Source organism: Streptomyces sp. NPDC001070, assembly GCF_053598835.1.
The window spans coordinates 53555-71340 of sequence record NZ_JBSFLB010000025.1 but is presented as its reverse complement, the minus strand read 5'-3'; the positions used below and the strand labels follow the sequence as shown (position 1 = coordinate 71340).

Annotated in this window: 15 protein-coding genes; 1 reads left to right on the top strand and 14 read right to left on the bottom strand. The window is 72.2% G+C overall.

The genetic code is table 11. From position 1 onward, the window contains the following. Positions 1 to 508: 508 nt before the first annotated feature. The 14 genes from ACWDAS_RS27955 to hisI all read right to left on the bottom strand — a co-directional run bounded on the left by ACWDAS_RS27955 (position 509) and on the right by hisI (position 16900). Complete coding sequence (locus ACWDAS_RS27955) at positions 509 to 1987, bottom strand: glutamate synthase subunit beta (RefSeq protein ID WP_450396238.1); 1479 nt, start codon at positions 1985 to 1987, stop codon at positions 509 to 511. Beyond that, positions 1980 to 6569: a glutamate synthase large subunit gene (gene gltB, locus ACWDAS_RS27950; protein ID WP_450396432.1), complete on the bottom strand. Its 4590-nt coding sequence runs from the start codon at positions 6567 to 6569 to the stop codon at positions 1980 to 1982. The genes ACWDAS_RS27955 and gltB overlap by 8 nt, the downstream gene beginning before the upstream one ends. Before the next feature lie 274 nt (positions 6570 to 6843). Continuing rightward, complete coding sequence (locus ACWDAS_RS27945) at positions 6844 to 7617, bottom strand: VIT1/CCC1 transporter family protein (RefSeq protein WP_450396236.1); 774 nt, start codon at positions 7615 to 7617, stop codon at positions 6844 to 6846. Positions 7618 to 7810: 193 nt separating this feature from the next. After that, on the bottom strand, positions 7811 to 8818 hold the full coding sequence (lgt, locus tag ACWDAS_RS27940; RefSeq protein ID WP_450396233.1) for a prolipoprotein diacylglyceryl transferase: 1008 nt from the start codon (positions 8816 to 8818) through the stop codon (positions 7811 to 7813). 76 nt (positions 8819 to 8894) lie between these two features. Beyond that, complete coding sequence (locus ACWDAS_RS27935) at positions 8895 to 9791, bottom strand: DsbA family protein (protein ID WP_450396230.1); 897 nt, start codon at positions 9789 to 9791, stop codon at positions 8895 to 8897. A gap of 75 nt (positions 9792 to 9866) precedes the next feature. Then, positions 9867 to 10676 carry a tryptophan synthase subunit alpha gene (gene trpA / locus ACWDAS_RS27930; RefSeq protein WP_450396228.1) on the bottom strand — a complete coding sequence of 270 codons (810 nt, stop codon included), beginning with the start codon at positions 10674 to 10676 and terminating at the stop codon, positions 9867 to 9869. Further along, positions 10673 to 11917: a tryptophan synthase subunit beta gene (gene trpB, locus ACWDAS_RS27925; RefSeq protein ID WP_450396226.1), complete on the bottom strand. Its 1245-nt coding sequence runs from the start codon at positions 11915 to 11917 to the stop codon at positions 10673 to 10675. The genes trpA and trpB overlap by 4 nt, the downstream gene beginning before the upstream one ends. A 371-nt stretch (positions 11918 to 12288) precedes the next feature. Further along, positions 12289 to 12444, bottom strand: coding sequence for a tryptophan biosynthesis modulator TrpM (trpM, locus tag ACWDAS_RS27920; protein ID WP_450396224.1), 156 nt, complete (start codon positions 12442 to 12444; stop codon positions 12289 to 12291). A gap of 8 nt (positions 12445 to 12452) precedes the next feature. Continuing rightward, a complete protein-coding gene (trpC, locus tag ACWDAS_RS27915) occupies positions 12453 to 13262 on the bottom strand; it encodes an indole-3-glycerol phosphate synthase TrpC (RefSeq protein ID WP_450396222.1) in 810 nt (269 codons plus the stop codon). Between the two features lie 148 nt (positions 13263 to 13410). Continuing rightward, on the bottom strand, positions 13411 to 13827 hold the full coding sequence (locus tag ACWDAS_RS27910; protein WP_450396219.1) for a DUF2752 domain-containing protein: 417 nt from the start codon (positions 13825 to 13827) through the stop codon (positions 13411 to 13413). A 112-nt stretch (positions 13828 to 13939) separates the two neighbouring features. Next, positions 13940 to 14152 carry an HGxxPAAW family protein gene (locus ACWDAS_RS27905; RefSeq protein ID WP_450396217.1) on the bottom strand — a complete coding sequence of 71 codons (213 nt, stop codon included), beginning with the start codon at positions 14150 to 14152 and terminating at the stop codon, positions 13940 to 13942. A gap of 121 nt (positions 14153 to 14273) precedes the next feature. Further along, positions 14274 to 14933: a TIGR02234 family membrane protein gene (locus tag ACWDAS_RS27900; RefSeq protein WP_450396215.1), complete on the bottom strand. Its 660-nt coding sequence runs from the start codon at positions 14931 to 14933 to the stop codon at positions 14274 to 14276. Between the two features lie 61 nt (positions 14934 to 14994). Continuing rightward, on the bottom strand, positions 14995 to 16521 hold the full coding sequence (locus ACWDAS_RS27895; RefSeq protein ID WP_450396213.1) for an anthranilate synthase component I: 1527 nt from the start codon (positions 16519 to 16521) through the stop codon (positions 14995 to 14997). Between the two features lie 31 nt (positions 16522 to 16552). Then, entirely contained in the window at positions 16553 to 16900 is a 348-nt protein-coding gene (gene hisI, locus ACWDAS_RS27890) for a phosphoribosyl-AMP cyclohydrolase (RefSeq protein WP_450396211.1), read from the bottom strand. 82 nt (positions 16901 to 16982) lie between these two features. On the opposite strand from hisI, the gene ACWDAS_RS27885 reads away from it, so the two are divergent. Beyond that, positions 16983 to 17756: a hypothetical protein gene (locus ACWDAS_RS27885; protein ID WP_450396209.1), complete on the top strand. Its 774-nt coding sequence runs from the start codon at positions 16983 to 16985 to the stop codon at positions 17754 to 17756. The last annotated feature ends 30 nt before the right edge of the window (positions 17757 to 17786 follow it).

The following is a 17786-nucleotide window of genomic DNA, read 5'->3' as shown; positions in this document are numbered from 1 at the left end:
CACCAGTGCTCCCCGTCCAGGGCGGATGCGGCGGTGGTGCCGGGCGGAGTACGCCGCCAGTTCCCGGGTGATGGGGCGCCAGGCGGCGCACAGCCGTCGGGCGTCGGCCGCGTGATGCCCGGCCCCTCCGCCCCGTGCGGCGGAGGGGCCCGCGGCCTGCCGGGCTCGCGCCGGCCCTTCTGCTGCTGGTGGGCGGCGCGACCCGGCGTACCGGGGCGGACAGCGCTTCCTGGCCACCGGCCCGGCGCCGTCCCCCACCGGGCGCGGGTACCGGATCGAGGTGGTGCAGCGCGGCGCTGACAATCACGGTCGACGGTCGCTTCCCGACCTCGTTCAGGGACGCCGAACGCCCCTGCACGCGGGGCTTGGTGGGCGCCTGCACCGAGGACGCGCGGGGAGAATTCCGCGACATGGCAGTGCGGCGCCTGCCCCCGGTCGGGTGAGGGCAGGCGCCGCGTTCCGTTCCGTACGCCCTTGTACGGGAACGCTCCGGGGTGGTGACGGCCCGTCAGACAGTCAGCGGGCGGTCCGTCGGGCGGATCGGGGCCGGCAGGATGCTGGTGCCGGTGAGGTAGCGGTCCACGGCGCGGGCCGCGGAGCGGCCCTCGGCGATGGCCCACACGATCAGCGACTGGCCGCGGCCCGCGTCACCGGCGACGAAGACACCGTCCACGTTGGTGGTGAAGTCCTTGTCGCGCGCGACGTTGCCGCGGGCGTCCAGCTCCAGGCCCAGCTGCTCGACCAGGCCGTTGTTCTGGTCGGTGCCGGTGAAGCCCATGGCGAGGGTGACCAGGTCGGCCGGGATGACCTTCTCGGTGCCCGGCTGGGGGACGAACTTGCCGTCCTCGAACCTCACCTCGACCAGGTGCAGCGCCTTGACGTGGCCGACCGTCTCCCCCTCTTCGGGGGCGGTGCCCTCGAACTTCACGGTGTTGACGGCGTAGACCCGCTCGCCGCCCTCCTCGTGGGCCGAGGTGACCTTGTACGTCATCGGCATGGTCGGCCAGGGCTGGTGCGCCGGACGGTCGTCGGAGGGCCGCGGCATGATCTCCAGCTGGGTGACCGACAGGGCGCCCTGGCGGTGGGCGGTGCCCACGCAGTCCGCGCCGGTGTCGCCGCCGCCGATGACGACCACGTGCTTGCCCTCGGCGGAGACCGGCGGGGTGACGAAGTCGCCCTCCTGCACCTTGTTGGCCAGCGGCAGGTACTCCATGGCCTGGTAGATGCCCTTGAGCTCGCGCCCCTCGACCGGCAGGTCGCGCCACTGGGTGGCGCCCGCGGCGATGACCACCGCGTCGTACCGCTTGCGCAGCTTGGCGCCGTCCAGGTCGCGGCCGATCTCGACACCGGTGCGGAACTTGGTGCCCTCCGCGCGCATCTGCTCGATGCGGCGGTTGATGTGCCGCTTCTCCATCTTGAACTCGGGGATGCCGTAGCGCAGCAGACCGCCGATGCGGTCGGCCCGCTCGTACACCGCGACCGTGTGGCCGGCCCGGGTCAGCTGCTGGGCGGCGGCCAGGCCCGCCGGGCCGGAGCCGATCACGGCCACGGTCTTGCCGGAGAGCCGGTCCGGGGGCTGCGGGGTGACGTCGCCGCTGTCCCAGGCCTTGTCGATGATGGTGACCTCGACGTTCTTGATGGTCACCGCCGGCTGGTTGATGCCGAGCACGCAGGCGGACTCGCAGGGCGCGGGGCAGAGGCGCCCGGTGAACTCCGGGAAGTTGTTGGTCGCGTGCAGGCGCTCGCTGGCGGCCTTCCAGTCCTCGCGGTAGGCGTAGTCGTTCCACTCGGGGATCAGGTTCCCCAGCGGACAGCCGTTGTGGCAGAAGGGGATGCCGCAGTCCATGCAGCGCCCGGCCTGCTTGGTGATGATCGGCAGCAGCCCGCCCGGAACGTAGACCTCGTTCCAGTCCCGCTTGCGCTCCTCGACCGGGCGGGTCGGAGCGGTCTCGCGGGGCGTGGTGAGGAAGCCCTTCGGGTCAGCCATTTGCCGCCTCCATCATCTTCGCGGTGGTCTCGGACTCGGAGAGCCCGGCCTGCTCGGCGGCGTTCTTGGCGGCGAGCACTGCCTTGTAGTCCCTCGGCATGACCTTGCCGAAGCGGGTGAGGGTGTGGCCCCAGTCGGCGAGGAGCTTCTCGGCGACGGTCGAGCCGGTCTCCTCCTGGTGGCGGCGCACCACGTCGTGCAGCCACTTGATGTCGTCGGCGTCCAGCTCCTCGACGTTCACCATGCCGGTGTTGACGTTGTCCGGGTCGAGGTCGAGGACGTACGCGATGCCTCCGGACATGCCGGCCGCGAAGTTGCGGCCGGTCGGGCCGAGTACCAGCGCCCGGCCGCCGGTCATGTACTCGCAGCCGTGGTCGCCCACGCCCTCGGACACCACGGTGGCGCCGGAGTTGCGGACGCAGAAGCGCTCGCCGGTGGTGCCGCGCAGGAAGAGCTCACCGCCGGTGGCCCCGTACGCGATGGTGTTGCCGGCGATGGTCGAGTACTCGGCGAGGTGGTCGGCGCCCCGGTCGGGACGGACGATCACCCGGCCGCCGGACAGGCCCTTGCCGACGTAGTCGTTGGCGTCGCCCTCCAGGCGGAGCGTGATGCCCTTGGGGAGGAAGGCGCCGAACGACTGGCCCGCGGAACCGGTCAGGGTGATGTCGACGGTGTCGTCGGGGAGCCCGGCGCCACCGTACTTCTTGGTCACCTCGTGGCCGAGCATCGTGCCGACCGTGCGGTTGACGTTGCGGATCCTGACCTGGGCGCGGACCGGGTCGCCGTTGTCGAGGGCGTCCTTGGCGAGCGCGATGAGCTCGTTGTCGAGCGCCTTCTCCAGGCCGTGGTCCTGGTCGGTGGTGCGGTGCATGGCCGCGCCCTCGGGCAGCTCCGGCACGTGGAAGAGCGGGGTCAGGTCGAGGCCCTGCGCCTTCCAGTGGTCGACGGCCGCGGTGGTGTCGATCAGCTCGGCGTGGCCGACGGCCTCCTCGATCGAGCGGAAGCCCAGCTCGGCCAGGATCTCGCGGACCTCCTGGGCGATGAACTCGAAGAAGTTCACCACGTACTCGGCCTTGCCGGAGAAGCGGTCGCGCAGCACCGGGTTCTGGGTGGCGATGCCGACCGGGCAGGTGTCCAGGTGGCAGACGCGCATCATCACGCAGCCGGAGACCACCAGCGGGGCGGTCGCGAAGCCGAACTCCTCGGCGCCCAGCAGGGCGGCGATGACGACGTCGCGGCCGGTCTTCAGCTGGCCGTCGGTCTGCACGACGATGCGGTCGCGCAGACCGTTGAGCAGCAGCGTCTGCTGCGTCTCGGCCAGACCCAGCTCCCAGGGGCCGCCCGCGTGCTTCAGCGAGGTCAGCGGGGAGGCGCCGGTGCCGCCGTCGTGTCCGGAGATCAGGACGACGTCGGCGTGGGCCTTGGAGACGCCCGCCGCGACCGTGCCGACGCCGACCTCGGAGACCAGCTTCACGTGGATGCGGGCGACCGGGTTGGCGTTCTTGAGGTCGTGGATCAGCTGCGCCAGGTCCTCGATCGAGTAGATGTCGTGGTGCGGCGGCGGCGAGATCAGGCCGACACCGGGGGTGCTGTGCCGGGTCCTGCCGATCCACGGATAGACCTTGTGGCCGGGCAGCTGGCCGCCCTCGCCGGGCTTGGCGCCCTGGGCCATCTTGATCTGGATGTCGTCCGCGTTGACCAGGTACTCGGAGGTCACGCCGAAGCGGCCGGAGGCGACCTGCTTGATCGCGGAGCGGCGCGCCGGGTCGTACAGGCGGTCCGGGTCCTCGCCGCCCTCGCCGGTGTTGGACTTGCCGCCCAGCTGGTTCATGGCGATGGCCAGCGTCTCGTGCGCCTCGCGCGAGATGGAGCCGTACGACATCGCGCCGGTGGAGAAGCGCTTGACGATCTCGGAGACCGGCTCGACCTCGTCGACGGGGATCGGCGCGCGTGCGCCGTCCCTGAAGGCGAACAGGCCGCGGAGCGTCATCAGACGCTCGGACTGCTCGTTCACCCGGTCCGTGTACTGCTTGAAGATGTCGTAGCGGCGGGAGCGGGTGGCGTGCTGCAGCCGGAAGACCGTCTCGGGGTCGAACAGGTGCGGCTCGCCCTCGCGGCGCCACTGGTACTCCCCGCCGATCTCCAGCCGCCGGTGCGCCGGGGCGATGCCGGAGGCGGGGTAGGCCTTGGCGTGCCGGGCGGCGACCTCCTTGGCGACCACGTCGATGCCGGCGCCGCCGATCTTGGTCGTGGTGCCGTGGAAGTAGGTGTCGACGAAGTCGGTGTCCAGGCCGATGGCCTCGAAGACCTGCGCGCCGCGGTAGGAGGCGACGGTGGAGATGCCCATCTTGGACATCACCTTGAGCACGCCCTTGCCCAGCGCCTTGATCAGGTTCTTGATGGCCGTCTCGGGCTCCAGGCCCTCGATGAAGGTGCCGGCGCGGAGCAGGTCCTCGACCGACTCCATCGCCAGGTACGGGTTGACGGCCGCGGCGCCGTAGCCGATGAGCAGCGCGACGTGGTGCACCTCGCGGACGTCGCCCGCCTCGACCAGCAGGCCCACCTGGGTGCGCTGCTTGGTGCGGATCAGGTGGTGGTGGACGGCCGAGGTGAGCAGCAGCGACGGGATCGGCGCGTGCTCGGCGTCCGAGTGCCGGTCGGAGAGCACGATCAGGCGGGCGCCGTCCTCTATGGCGGCGTCGGCCTCGGCGCAGATCTCGGTGAGCCGTGCGGCCAGGGCCTCGCCGCCGCCGGAGACCCGGTAGAGACCGGACAGCGTCGCCGCCTTCAGGCCGGGCAGGTCGCCGTCGGCGTTGATGTGGATGAGCTTGGCCAGCTCGTCGTTGTCGATCACCGGGAAGGGCAGGGTGATGTTGCGACAGGACGCCGGGGAGGGCTCCAGCAGGTTGCCGGACGGGCCGACGGCGCTGATCAGCGAGGTGACCAGCTCCTCCCGGATGGCGTCCAGCGGCGGGTTGGTGACCTGGGCGAACAGCTGGGTGAAGTAGTCGAAGAGCAGCCGGGGCCGCTCGGACAGCGCCGCGATCGGCGAGTCGGTGCCCATGGAGCCGAGCGGCTCGCCGCCGGTCTTGGCCATCGGCGCCAGGATGATCCGCAGCTCCTCCTCGGTGTAACCGAAGGTCTGCTGGCGGCGGGTGACCGAGGCGTGGGTGTGCACGATGTGCTCGCGCTCGGGCAGGTCGTTGAGATGGATCAGGCCCGCGTCCAGCCACTCCGCGTACGGGTGCTCGGCGGCGAGCTGCGCCTTGATCTCGTCGTCCTCGATGATCCGGTGCTCGACCGTGTCGACCAGGAACATCCTGCCCGGCTGCAGCCGGCCCTTGCGGACCACCTTGTCGGCGGGGATGTCGTCCAGCACCCCGGACTCGGAGGCGAGCACGACCAGGCCGTCGTCGGTGACCCAGTAGCGGCCCGGGCGCAGACCGTTGCGGTCCAGGACCGCGCCGACGACGGAGCCGTCGGTGAAGGTGACGCAGGCCGGGCCGTCCCAGGGCTCCATCAGGGTGGAGTGGTACTGGTAGAAGGCGCGCCGGGCCGGATCCATCGAGTCGTGGTTCTCCCACGCCTCGGGGATCATCATCAGCACGCTGTGCGGCAGCGAGCGGCCGCCGAGGTGGAGCAGCTCCAGCACCTCGTCGAAGGTCGCCGTGTCGGAGGCGTCCGGCGTGCAGACCGGGAAGATCCGCTCCAGGTCGCCGCCGAAGAGGCCCGAGGCGAGCTGCGACTCGCGGGCGCGCATCCAGTTGCGGTTGCCCCTGACGGTGTTGATCTCACCGTTGTGGGCGACGAAGCGGTAGGGGTGCGCCAGCGGCCAGCTCGGGAAGGTGTTGGTGGAGAACCGGGAGTGCACCAGGGCGATCGCGGTGGCGATGCGGTCGTCCGACAGGTCCGGGAAGAAGGGCTCCAGCTGGCCGGTGGTCAGCATGCCCTTGTAGACGATCGTCCGGGCCGACAGCGACGGGAAGTAGACGTCGGCCTCGCGCTCGGCGCGCTTGCGGAGCACGAAGGCCGGGCGGTCGAGGTCGATCCCGGACCTCGTCCCACCGGTGATCGCGGCGTCCGCGACGAAGAGCTGGGAGAAGTACGGCATCGTCGAGCGCGCGGTGGCGCCCAGGATGTCGGGGCCGATCGGCACCTCGCGCCAGCCCAGGACGGTGAGGCCCTCCTCGGCGGCGAGCCGCTCGATGGACTCGACGGCCTTCTTGCGGTCCTCGTCCTCGACGGGCAGGAAGGCCGTGCCGACGGCGTAGTGGCCCGCGGCGGGGAGCTCGAAGCCGGCGACCGCCCTCAGGAACGCGTCCGGGACCTGCATCAGGATGCCCGCGCCGTCGCCGGAGTCCGGCTCGGAGCCGGTGGCCCCGCGGTGCTCCAGGTTGCGCAGCACGGTCAGGGCCTGCTCCACGAGCGCGTGGTCCGCCTCGCCGGTGAGGGTGGCCACGAAACCGACGCCACAGGCGTCGTGCTCGTCGCGAGGGTCGTACATCCCCTGACGGGCGGGACGCCCGTCCATGTGGGCCCACCGGGAGGAGGTGGCCTGGGGGTGCGTGGACGCGGAACGCATCGGCTCTCCCGTCGTCGTCATCTGGCATATGACATGCGCACTAGGGACGACGTTGGCCCTCTGCGATTTCGTGCAGGTTACATGATGGCCCGATGGCCGAAAAGTGGATAGCGGATTCCATCATGTGGACTGAACAGCGCTACGAGCAGGCAGTATGGGCCAGCATCGCTCACGTGAGACGCAGGCGACACTGCCCACGGCGCCACAGACTGATGCCCTGTGTTGGCCGCGCTGAAACGAGCGAGTAACAAGTGGCTTGTGGCCCTTACCCGGCTCAACCGACGGCGGTACCGAAAAGCGCGCCCAGAACGAAGGTAACCCCGGCGGCGGCTCCGCCCAAGACGAGCTGCCGAAGTCCGCTGAACCACCAGCTGCGAGCCGTCACACGCGCCACAGCGGCACCGCAGAGGAAGAGACCGATCAGCGCGACGATCACCGCGGGCCAGACCACGGTCGCGCCGAACAGGTACGGGAGCACCGGCAGCAGGGCGCCGACGGCGAAGGACAGGAACGAGGAACCGGCCGCGACCAGCGGCGACGGCAGATCGGTGGGGTCGACGCCCAGCTCCTCGCGGGCGTGGATCTCCAGGGCCTGGTCCGGGTCCTTGGACATCTGCCGGGCCACCTCCATGGCCAGCTCCGGCTCCACCCCGCGGGCGACGTACAGCGCCGCCAGTTCGCGCAGCTCGTCCTTCGGGTTGCGGCGCAGTTCCAGCCGCTCGATGTCCAGCTCCGCCTGGACCAGCTCCCGCTGGGAGGCGACGGAGGTGTACTCACCGGCGGCCATCGAGAACGCCCCGGCGGCCAGACCGGCCAAACCGGTGATCACTATGGTGGACGGGGCGACATTGCCGCCCGCGACGCCGGTCATCAGTGCGAGATTCGACACAAGGCCGTCCATCGCCCCGAACACCGCCGGTCGCAGCCAGCCGCCGCTCACGTCCCGGTGGGAGTGATGCGCCACGTGGTAGGGCGCGCCCTGCTCCTCCTCCACCAGAGCTTCGCCCGCAGGTGTGCCCAGTGCGCCTCGCTCCACGGCTGCCGGCATGATCCACGTGCTCCTTCCCCCGGGGGGACTTCCCCGCGTCCCTCCCTCGAACGCCTCGACCGTACGCCCGAATTCCCTGCGTTTCCAGCAAGGAAAGCCTGCCCTACCTGCGAAAACGCGCCCACGCCACAACGCCCGCGGCCGCCGTCACCGGGGTGGTGAACGGCGGCCGCGGGGCTGCGCGACGAGCGCGTCAGAGGTTCTTGGCGGACTTGGCCTCGGCGTCGACGGGCACGCCGGCCTCGTCCTCCTCCGGCTCGGGTTCCTCTTCCCCGGCCGCGGGCTCGGTCTCCGTCCCGGACTTCGTCCCGCTGTCGGTCCCGGTGCCCGCGTCCTCGTCGGACGTGTCCTGGTCCGCCTCCGCGGCGGCCTCGGCGGCCGCGGGTTCCACGACCTCCTCACGGCCCGGCCGCAGCTTCGCCGAGACGACGATGTAGGCCACGGCGGCGACGAAGACCAGGATCGACGTCCAGTCGTTGAGACGGAGGCCGAGGAAGTGGTGGGCGTCGTCGACCCGCAGGTACTCGATCCAGAAGCGCCCGACGGTGTACGCCGCGACATAGAGCGCGAAGGCGCGGCCGTGGCCGAGCTTGAAGCGCCGGTCGGCCCAGATGACCAGCAGGGCCACCCCGACGCACCACAGGGACTCGTACAGGAACGTCGGGTGGTACGTCGCGACGTCCAGGCTGTCGGCCGGCCGGTGGGCGCTGTCGATCTTCAGGCCCCAGGGCAGATCGGTCGGGCGCCCGTACAGCTCCTGGTTGAACCAGTTGCCCCAGCGGCCGATGGCCTGGGCGAAGGCGATGCCGGGTGCCACGGCGTCGGCGTACGCGGGCAGCGAGATCCCGCGGCGGCGGCAGCCGATCCAGGCGCCGAGGGCACCGAGGGCGATGGCGCCCCAGATGCCGAGGCCGCCCTCCCAGATCTTGAACGCGTTGACCCAGTTCTTGCCCTCCCCGAAGTAGAGCTCGTAACTGGTGATCACGTGATAGAGGCGTCCGCCGACCAGGCCGAAGGGCACCGCCCATACGGCGATGTCCGCGACCGTGGTCTTCAGTCCGCCGCGGGCGACCCATCGCCTGCCGCCGAGCCACACGGCCACGAAGACACCGATGATGATGCAGAAGGCATAGCCGCGCAGAGGAATGGGGCCGAGGTGGATGACCCCGCGCGACGGGCTGGGAATGAATGCGAGTTCCATGGCACTCCCGACGCTACCGTGCCGGGCGGGTACGACGGGCACCCGCCCGGCAACGGCTGGATAACGGGCGCGGGTCTCAGCTGCTCGGCGAGACCGCCGGGGAGCCCCCCGCGGAGGCGGATCCGCCCGCCGATCCGGGTACGCTCGCGGACCCCGAAGTGCCCGGCGGTGTGGCCCCCGGTGTGGCGGTGCCCGGCTTCTTGCCCTTGTTGGCCTCGGCGACCAGCTGCTTCAGCCGGTCCGCCGTCAGGTTGGGCTGCCCCTTCCGCAGGAGGCTCTCACCGCCGTTGAGCAGGAAGGTCGGCGTGGAGTTGAAGCCCGCGGCGTTGAAGGCCTCGTTGTTGGCGTTCACCCAGTCGTCGTACTTCCCGTCGTTCACGCAGGCGGTGAAGGCGGGCGTCTTCAGGCCCGGCACCTTGCCCGCCAGCTCCAGCAGGTAGGCGTTGTCGGCGAACCGGTCGTCGTTCTCCTGCGGCTGGTTCCGGTACAGGACGTCGTGGTAGTCGCGGAACTTGCCCTCGTCCTGGGCGCAGGCCGCGGCGTTCCCGGCGCGGAGGGAGCCGGTGCCGCCCAGGTTCCCGTCGATGAGCCGGACGAGGTGGTAGTCGACCTTGAGCTGGCCCTGGTCCTGGAGGCTGTGGACGGTGTCGCGGAGCTCGCGCTCGTAGGCCGCGCAGGCCGGGCAGCGGAAGTCCTCGTACACCGTCAGCGTGGAGGGGGCGTCGCTCGCGCCGTTCGGGAGAGCCAGCTTGTCCTTGCCGGTCGCGCCCGCCGGGGCGGCGGAGGGGGCGCCGGAACCGCCGCCGCTGTTGGAGACCACGACCCCGATGACGGCGCCGATCACCAGGACGCCGACCACGGAGCCCGCGACGATCAGCGTCCTCTTGCGTTTCTGCCGGCGCTGCTCCTGCGCGCGCTGCTGCTGCAGCCGCTCCCGGGCGTTGGACTTTCCTTCACGGTTCTTCTCGCTCACACCCTGGGACAACGAACCGGGGGCACGCTCGCGCGTACCCCCGGCCTGTGATTCCCCCGTAAGAGTGAGCGGTTCCTACCGGCGGACGCCCTCGGCGAGGTCCGCCGCCAGCTCCCGCACCCCTGCGAGACCCTGCTCCAGGTCCGGCGCGTCCAGCAGCCGCTTGACGAAGGCCGAGCCGACGATCACCCCGTCCGCGAAGCCCGCCACCTCGGCCGCCTGCGCGGCGTTGGAGACGCCCAGGCCGACGCAGACCGGCAGCGCGGTGGTGGCGCGGGTGCGCCGCACGAGGTCGGCAGCCTCGGCGCCGACGCTCTCGCGAGTGCCGGTGACGCCCATCAGCGAGGCCGCGTAGACGAAGCCGGAGCCCGCCGCCGTGATCTTCGCCAGCCGCTCGTCCCTGCTGCTCGGGGCGACCACGAAGACCGTGGCCAGGCCGTGCTGCTCGGCGGCCTTCCGCCACACCTCGGACTCCTCCACCGGAAGGTCCGGCAGGATGCAGCCCGCGCCGCCGGCCTCGGCCAGCTCGGCGGCGAAGCGCTCGGTGCCGTACCGGTCGACCGGGTTCCAGTACGTCATGACCAGGATCGGCTTCCCGGTCGCGGCGTGCGCCTCCCGCACGGTGCGCAGCACGTCCTTGATGCGCACACCGCCGCGCAGCGCGATGTCGTCCGCGGTCTGGATGACCGGGCCGTCCAGCACGGGGTCGCTGTGCGGCAGGCCGATCTCGACGACGTCGGCGCCGCCCTCCAGGGCCGCCTTGGCGGCCTCGATGCCGCCCTCGACGGTCGGGAAGCCCGCCGGGAGGTACGCCACCAGGGCGGCGCGGCCCTCGGCCCTGGCACCGGCCAGGGTCCGGTCCAGCAGCTCGATCTGCCCGCTCACCGCTGCGCTCCTTCAGCCTCGTCGTACAGCCCGAAGTAGCGGGCGGCCGTGTCCATGTCCTTGTCGCCGCGCCCGGAGAGGTTGACCAGGATCAGGCCGTCCTCGCCGAGCTCCCGGCCGAGCTCCAGCGCGCCGGCGAGGGCGTGGGCGCTCTCGATGGCCGGGATGATGCCCTCGGTGCGGGAGAGCAGGCGCAGCGCCTGCATCGCCTCGTCGTCGGTGACCGGGCGGTACTCGGCGCGTCCGGTCTCCTTGAGGTAGGCGTGCTCGGGGCCGATGCCGGGGTAGTCCAGGCCGGCCGAGATCGAGTAGGGCTCGGTGATCTGGCCCTCGTCGTCCTGCAGGACGTAGGAACGGGAGCCGTGCAGGATGCCGGGCTCGCCGACGGTGAGCGTCGCCGCGTGCTCGCCGGACTCCACACCGTGGCCGGCCGCCTCAAGGCCCACCAGGCGCACCCCCTCGTCCGGGATGAAGGCGTGGAACAGGCCGATCGCGTTGGACCCGCCGCCCACGCAGGCGGCGACCGCGTCGGGCAGCCGGCCCGCGCGCTCCAGGATCTGGCGGCGCGCCTCGACACCGATCACGCGGTGGAAGTCGCGCACCATCGCGGGGAAGGGGTGCGGGCCGGCGACCGTGCCGAAGAGGTAGTGCGTGCGGTCCACGTTGGCGACCCAGTCGCGGAACGCCTCGTTGATCGCGTCCTTCAGGGTGCGGCTGCCGGACTTCACGGGGATGACCTCGGCACCGAGGATGCGCATGCGGGCGACGTTGAGCGCCTGGCGCTCGGTGTCGATCTCGCCCATGTAGATGGTGCACTCCAGGCCGAACAGGGCGCAGGCGGTGGCCGTGGCCACCCCGTGCTGGCCGGCACCGGTCTCGGCGATGACCCGGGTCTTGCCCATGCGCTTGGTGAGCAGCGCCTGGCCCAGCACGTTGTTGATCTTGTGCGAGCCGGTGTGGTTGAGGTCCTCGCGCTTGAGGAAGACCCGTGCCCCGCCGGCGTGCTCCGCGAACCGCGGCACCTCGGTGAGCGGGCTCGGACGGCCGGTGTAGTGCACCAGCAGGTCGTTCAGCTCGGCGGCGAAGGCGGGATCGGACTTCGCCTTGTCGTACTCCACGGCGACCTCGTCCACGGCGGCGACCAGCGCCTCCGGGATGAACTTGCCGCCGAACCGGCCGAAGTAGCCCTCGGCGCTGGGCACCCGGCCCTCGGGATCGGGAATGAAGAAGTCTTCGGACATGACGTTCTCGGCTCCTTCGGGGGCGCGTCGGCGGCCCCCAGAATCTCGCGTACCAATGGTCACGTTACGGCGCCGGCGACGCGCTCGGCGCCGCCCGCTGCAGGCGCGCGCGTCAGCGACCGGGATGGGGCGCGGTGGGGTCACCGGCGGGACGCCGGTGGGCGCACCCGCGCCCCGGTCATGCGGACGGCGCGGCCGGGTCCCTGTCGTCACGTACTCCCCCACCACCCGCGGTGCGGGTCGCGCGGGGCCTCCGGATGCGGTGCACGACTGCGTGGCGAGTCGGCGAATCGGCGAGTGACGCCGGTGAGCGACTGCTCGGACGATTCGACGACACCGTGCGGTCACCTCCGGCCGGAGGCCGGGAGCGGCTATGCGACGGCAGGCGCCCGGCGCCATCGGCGCCCGTTGATCTGACCCGGCTCGCAGCCGATGTGGTACCGCACGCGGCGCCCGAGAACGCGCCGCGCGGGCGCGCGGCAGCCACGGGGACGGCAGCCCCGGGCCAGTCGCGCGTACGTGGTCATGGCGCCGGTCAGCCCCGTCCGTGCCGCAGCGCGGGGTGCGCGCCGGCGGCGACGAGGTCGGCCACGGCGGCCTTGGGGTCGCGGCCGGTCACCAGGGACTCGCCGACGAGGACCGCGTCGGCACCGTCGTTGGCGTAGGCGATGAGGTCGTGCGGGCCGCGGACACCGGACTCGGCGATCTTGACGATGTGGTCCGGGATCTCCGGGGCGACGCGCGCGAAGTTGCCCCGGTCGACCTCGAGGGTCTTGAGGTTGCGCGCGTTGACGCCGATGATCCGGGCGCCCGCGTCGACGGCCCGGGCCGCCTCCTCCTCGTCGTGCACCTCGACCAGCGGGGTCAGCCCGATGGACTCGGCCCGCTCGATGAGGGAGACCAGCGCGTCCTGCTCCAGCGCCGCGACGATCAGCAGCGCCAGGTCGGCGCCGTAGGCGCGGGCCTCCCAGAGCTGGTAGGCGGTGACGATGAAGTCCTTGCGCAGCACGGGGATGTCGACCTTGGCCCGGACGGCCTCCAGGTCGGCGAGCGATCCGCCGAAGCGGCGCTGCTCGGTCAGGACCGAGATGACGGCGGCGCCGCCCGCCTCGTAGTCCGCGGCCAGGCCCGCGGGGTCCGCGATGGCGGCGAGGGCGCCCTTGGAAGGGCTGGACCGCTTGACCTCGCAGATGACCTTGACGCTGTCCCCCCGGAGGGCGGCCACGCCGTCCTTGGCGTCGCGCGCCTTCGCAGCCCGCTCCTTGAGCTCGTCGAGGGAGACCCGGGCCTGCCGCTCGGCGAGGTCCTCGCGGACTCCGTCGATGATCTCGTCGAGCACACTCACGCGAGAGGACCCCTTCCCAAAGCGAAACGATCAAGCCAGTGAGATGTTCCACCAGCACTGCGATGGTAACCGCCGGGGGCCGGAGGACCCGCATCCGGCGGAACGTACGCTCACCAGATGGACACTCCGGGCACCCTCCCGGTGCCGGTCAGGGCGCCAGCGCGGCCCCGAACGGAAGGTTCCGGACAACGGTGAAGAGCAGGACGACGCCCGCGATCGCCCACCAGTGGACGGCCCGCAACTGCAGCGCGAAGGGCCTGCCGCGCAGCGCCCGCGTGAGCCAGAGGGTCCACAGCACGGCGAAGAGCACATAGCCCACGACGGCCAGCGCGTTCAGCCCGAGCGCCGCGCCGAAGTCGCCGTGCACGACCGCGTACGCGCTCCGCAGCCCGCCGCAGCCCGGGCAGTACAGGCCCGTGTAGTGCAGCAGGGGGCAGACCGGGTAGTGCCCGGCCTGGTTCGGGTCGAAGGTGCCCACGTACGCGAACGCGGCGGCGACACCGCCGAGTACGCCCAGCGGGGCGGCGAGAGCACTCGGCTTCGGCCTGGTGGCGGTCTCGGTCACGGGGTGATTGTCCCGCGCCGCGCCCGCGGGGGACAGCCGGGGTGGGCGGAAAAGGCGGAGCCGCCGCCGGCGCGTGTGCCGGGGCGGCTCCGGGGCCCGTTGCGTGCAGGCGTCAGGCGCGCTGCTTCTCCGGCATCGGCTTGCCCAGGCCCGCGGCGCGCATGCCGAGACCGACCAGACCGCCCAGGGCGGCGACGGCCAGGCCGGCGAACATACCGATCGGCTCCGCCAGGACGACGAAGGCAGCCGCGACGCAGAAGCCGATGAAGGCGATGATCACGCCGGTCCAGGCGGCAGGGGTGTGTCCGTGGCTGTTGCCCGCCATGAGTGCTCCCAAGTCGTTCTACAAAAGGTTCGTTAGGTCGTTCGCCCGCGCGATGGCGCGCGTCACGCGCCATTCTCCCCCGTTGCGCTCACGCTCCGCGCGCGGGGGGTGGCCCGGCGCGTCAGAGCGCCTCGGTGGGGTCCTCCCCGCGGTCCAGCGCCTTCCACAGCTCCTCGGGGCGCTCCTCCGCCGTGACGCGGGGGGCGGAGCCGGGGCGCGCCGCCCTGGGGGTGTCGCGGTCGTACCGGCTCGACATGCCCGGCCAGGTCCGCGCGCGCAGGACGGCGACGACGCCGGCGAGCAGGATCAGCGCGCCGCCGGCCGCCGAGACCAGCGGCCAGGCGCTGGTGGAGACCGCCGTGACGGTGGTGTGCTTCAGGCCGCTGGCGGCCGCCGCGGCGGCGTCCAGGGCCGTGGTGTCGCCGAGCGCCGTCAGCGCCGCCGCCAGGGCCCCGGCCCCGCACAGCGCCAGCAGCACGCCGACGACCAGCCGGGACGCGCCGCGTACGGCGAAGACCGCCACCAGGGCGGCGAGCCCCACCAGCGCGAGCGCGCCCGGCACCCCGGTGACCTGGTTGCCGGAGACGCCGACCGGCCCGCCGCCGGCGAACGGGGCGGTGCCCTTCTGCCAGGTCCTGCCCGCGGCGAGCAGCACGACGGCGGCGCCGAGCACACCGCTCGACAGGGCGGCGACGAGGCTGCGGCGGCCGCCCGTGGGGCGGGCGGAGGTCTCCTCCGCGGGTTCGGCTGCGGTCCGGGACTGGGGTACGGCGCTACTCACCCCACCACTATCCACCCCGCGCCTGGCTCGTTCGCCTCCGGGGCGCCTTCCGGCCCCTCGTTCACTCGCCGCGGGGCTCGCGCATCCGGTTGGCCGTGGCGACGGCGCGGAGGACCGCGGCCGCCTTGTTGCGGCACTCGGTGTCCTCGGAGACCGGGTCGGAGTCGGCGACGATGCCCGCGCCCGCCTGCACGTACGCGGTCCCTTCGCGCAGCACGGCGGTGCGGATGGCGATGGCGGTGTCGGAGTCGCCGGCGAAGTCCAGGTAGCCCACGGCGCCTCCGTACAGGCCGCGCCGGGTGGGCTCCAGCTCGTCGATGATCTGCATCGCGCGCGGCTTGGGCGCCCCCGACAGGGTGCCGGCGGGGAAGCAGGCGGTGAGCACGTCGAAGGCCGTGCGGCCGGCACCGAGACTGCCGGTGACGGTGGAGACGATGTGCATGACGTGGCTGTAGCGCTCGATCGACATGAAGTCGACGACCTCGACGCTGCCGGGCTCGCAGACCCGTCCGAGGTCGTTGCGGCCGAGGTCGACGAGCATCAGGTGCTCGGCGCGCTCCTTGGGGTCGGCCAGCAGCTCCTCGGCGAGGGCCTGGTCCTCCTGCGGGGTGCCGCCGCGGGGCCGGGTGCCCGCGATGGGGTGCACCATGGCCCGGCCGTCCTCCACCTTCACCAGCGCCTCGGGGCTGGAGCCGACGACGTCGAAGCCGTCGAAGCGCAGGAGGTACATGTAGGGGGAGGGGTTGGTCGCGCGCAGCACGCGGTAGACGTCGAGCGCGCTCGCCGGGCACGGCGTCTCGAACCGCTGCGAGGGCACGACCTGGAAGGCGTCTCCGGCCCGGATGTACTCCTTGGTCCGCTCCACCGCAGCCTGGTACGCGGCGCCGCCGAAGCGGGCGGTGATCTCCTCCGGGAGGCGGGAGGGCGGCAGCTCGGCGGGGGCGGAGTCGACGGGGCGGGCCAGGTCGGCCGACATGGCGTCGAGCCGGCGCACGGCCTCGGCGTACGCCTCGTCGACGCCCGTGTCGAGGTCGTTGTGGTTGATCGCGTTCGCGATCAGCAGCACCGAGCCGTCCCAGTGGTCGAGCACCGCCAGGTCGGAGGTGAGCAGCATCGTGAGCTCGGGAAGCCCCAGGTCGTCGCGGGCGTGGTCGCCGATGCGCTCCAGGCGGCGTACGACGTCGTATCCGAGGTAGCCGACCATGCCGCCGGTGAACGGCGGCAGCCCCGCGTCGTCGTGCAGGTCGCGCGGGGTGTGCAGGGCGTCGATCGTGGCCCGCAGCGCCTCCAGCGGGTCGCCCCCGGCCGGCACGCCGACCGGGGGCGCGCCGAGCCAGCGGGCCTCGCCGTCGCGCTCGGTCAGGGTGGCGGCGCTGCGCACGCCGACGAAGGAGTAACGGGACCACGAGCGGCCGTTCTCCGCGGACTCCAGCAGGAAGGTGCCGGGGCGTTCGGCGGCGAGCTTCCGGTACAGCCCGACCGGGGTGTCCCCGTCGGCCAGCAGCTTCCTGCTGACCGGGATGACACGGCGGTCCTGCGCCAGCTTGCGGAAGGTGTCGAGGTCGGGGGTGACGGTGCCCGTGGTCATGCCCGCAGCCTAGTGCCCGGGGGCGGCCCGCTCAGGCCAGCGGCAGGGTGCCGGCGTCGAAGCAGGTGCGGTCGCCGGTGTGGCAGGCCGCGCCGACCTGGTCGACCTTGACGAGGATCGTGTCGCCGTCGCAGTCCAGGGCCACCGACTTCACGTGCTGGACGTGCCCGGAGGTGTCGCCCTTGACCCAGTACTCCCGGCGGCTGCGGCTCCAGTAGGTGCAGCGGCCGGTGGTGAGGGTGCGGTGCAGCGCCTCGTCGTCCATCCATCCGAGCATGAGGACTTCGCCGGTGTCGTACTGCTGCGCGACGGCGGGGACGAGCCCGTCGGCGGTGCGCTTGAGGCGGGCGGCGACGGCTGGGTCGAGCGGGGATTCCATGTCCTCCATTCTGCCCGGTCCGGGCGGTGCGACTTCGGCTCCTGACCTCACCCCGCTCACCCGTATGGGGCATGCTTCGTCCATGAGTTTTCCGCCGTCGCCGCCGCCCAACGACCCGCACTCCGGACAGGGCGGCGGATTTGGGCCGCCGCCGGGGGGTTTCGGCCCGCCGCAGTACCAGCCCCAGGGGCAGCCGCAGCCGATGCCCCCGTACCAGAACCAGCCGCAGTTCCCGGGCCCCCCTCGGCAGGGCGGCGGTTACGGCTACCCGCCCCCGCCGCAGCCGCCGCGCGGCGGTGGCGGTGCGAAGGTGGCCGCGATAGTCATCGGCGCGGTCGTCCTGATCGCACTGCTCGTCGGCGGCCTGGCGGTCGCGCTGAGCGGCGGCGATGACGACAAGAGCGCCGGCGGGTCCACCAGCAGCAGCCCCACGACCTCCGCACCGGCCACCGAGGACACGACGGCCGCCTCCACGGAGCCGGACCCCTCGGAGACCTTCCGCAAGTACGTGGTGCTCAGCCCGGGCCAGTGCTTCAACGATCCCGGCCTGGACAGCGGCGTCACCGAGGTCACCACGGTCTCCTGCAACGGCCCGCACGACGCCGAGGTCATCGCCAACGAGACCATCACCGGCACCTTCGCCACCGAGGCGGCGCTCAAGACCAAGGTGCTGAAGCTGTGCGAGGCGGACGCCGCCAAGCGCCTGAAGGACGTCAAGGACAATCCGGGGTACTTCTACTACGCGCTGTACCCGAAGCTCACGGGCTACCAGTTGCAGGGCAAGGACACCGTTTCCTGCTCCCTGACCCTCAGCAACCGGCTGGACGGCAAGAAGCTGACCAAACCGCTGCCGTAGCTGCTGCCCACCGGCGGGGGCCGGACGTAG